The following is a 1,489-nucleotide window of genomic DNA, read 5'->3' on the forward strand; positions in this document are numbered from 1 at the left end:
AAGACCCGCCTGGTGCCGGCCACGGGCGAATTGAAGGCCGAGTTGATGCGCTACCGCAAGGTCTGTGCCTTGAGTCCGCTCCCGCTGGAGGGCGAAGACACGCCGCTGGTGAGGACGCTGATCGCGCCGATCAAGCCAATGGCACGAAGCGCCATCCACGAACTCGTCAAAGGGGTGATGCACGCTGCCGCGGCCGCGCTGCGGCAGCGAGGTCCCGACTTCGAAGCTGCGGCCACCCACCTCGAGCAGGCGTCGACGCACTGGATCCGCCACACAGCCGGAAGTCATCTGAGCGAAAAAGTCGACCTCAAAGTGGTCCGAGACAACTTGGGGCACGCCAACATCAGTACGACCAGCATCTATCTGCACACTGAGGACGATGCCCGTCACGATGCGACAGCAGCCGGGCACCGTGTTGGCTGGCGCACGTCGTAAGCCCAGAACCCGTAATCGGCCTCTTAGGCTCCAGCATCGCGCCTCGCTCGCCATCTCGTCGAGCGAGCCTGCGCGCAACGAATTCCCCTTCGCGGTGCGGACCTGTTGGAGCTTTTTGTATCCCCCCTGATAGGATGCGGTGTGCACGGCGAACCCCTCCACCAAAGTCACCCGGACCTGATCAAGCGCCTGAAGCGTGCCAACGGGCACCTGCAGAACGTCATCGAGATGATGTTGAGCGGGCGTGAGTGCGCGGACGTCGCGCAGCAGTTGCATGCGGTCGAAAAGGCGATCAGCGCCGCCAAGAAATTACTGATCCACGATCACCTGGATCACTGCCTCAAAGAGGTCGCCAAGTCGCCTCGCGATTTCGGCACCGCCATCGCTGAATTCAAAGACATCACGAAGTACCTGTGAGCGTGAGCACCGTCCAACTGTCGAGGTCGATCGCCCCCGCCAGGGCCGGGGTGATGCTGCTCGTGCGCTGGTTGCTGGTGCTGGTCATCGCCGTGGACCTGATCAGTTCGCCGTTCCACGCGCATCACCACGAAAGCGGCCCCGAGGCCTACTCGAGCCACGCCGGCCAGTTGGATGTGGGCCACTCGTCCTTCGAGCAAGTGGCTCAAGACGACGACCATTCGCTGCATGTCGATTCGGACAACGCGGATCACGGTGGCGGGCACTCGATGTCGGCGCTTCAAGGCACCCCGATCCAGCTCGCCACTCCGGACTCCGCGCCGAAGTTCCTGGCGCTTGTGCCGCTGTTCGTTTTGTTCGGGCTCATCACACAGCCCGTGGCCGAAGCGCTCGTGCGCTGGCGCCCTGGTCGAGAGCGGGTGCCCATCCCGCTGTTTCGAACCGTTCCTCCTGACGGCCGCGCGCCGCCCTCGCTCCACGGTTGAAGCCCTGGCGGCGCCATTGCGGCGCTGCCTTCTCCTCGTCGCCTGATTGCGCGGCGGGATCGCTTTCTCGTGGAGTTTCTATGTCTTATTTGCTCGCCCGCCGTGCCGCGCTCGGCTGCGTGTCCGGTTTTCTCATGGTGGCCAGCGCCGTT

At 63.9% G+C, this 1,489-nt stretch carries 3 protein-coding genes; all 3 read left to right on the plus strand.

Translation table 11 applies throughout. The annotated features are described in order from the left end of the window. Positions 1-435, plus strand: a 435-nt coding sequence (locus ACSFA3_RS23010) for a tyrosine-type recombinase/integrase (protein WP_435507770.1), incomplete at its 5' end; no start/stop codon positions are given. A 141-nt stretch (positions 436-576) separates the two neighbouring features. Beyond that, complete coding sequence (locus tag ACSFA3_RS23015) at positions 577-852, plus strand: metal-sensing transcriptional repressor (RefSeq protein ID WP_435464934.1); 276 nt, start codon at positions 577-579, stop codon at positions 850-852. 2 nt (positions 853-854) lie between these two features. Next, positions 855-1,337, plus strand: a complete 483-nt coding sequence (locus ACSFA3_RS23020) for a hypothetical protein (RefSeq protein ID WP_435464935.1) — start codon at positions 855-857, stop codon at positions 1,335-1,337. The last annotated feature ends 152 nt before the right edge of the window (positions 1,338-1,489 follow it).

Origin of the sequence: Variovorax glucosi (genome assembly GCF_051216695.1) — a bacterium.
Taxonomy (GTDB): domain Bacteria; phylum Pseudomonadota; class Gammaproteobacteria; order Burkholderiales; family Burkholderiaceae_C; genus Variovorax.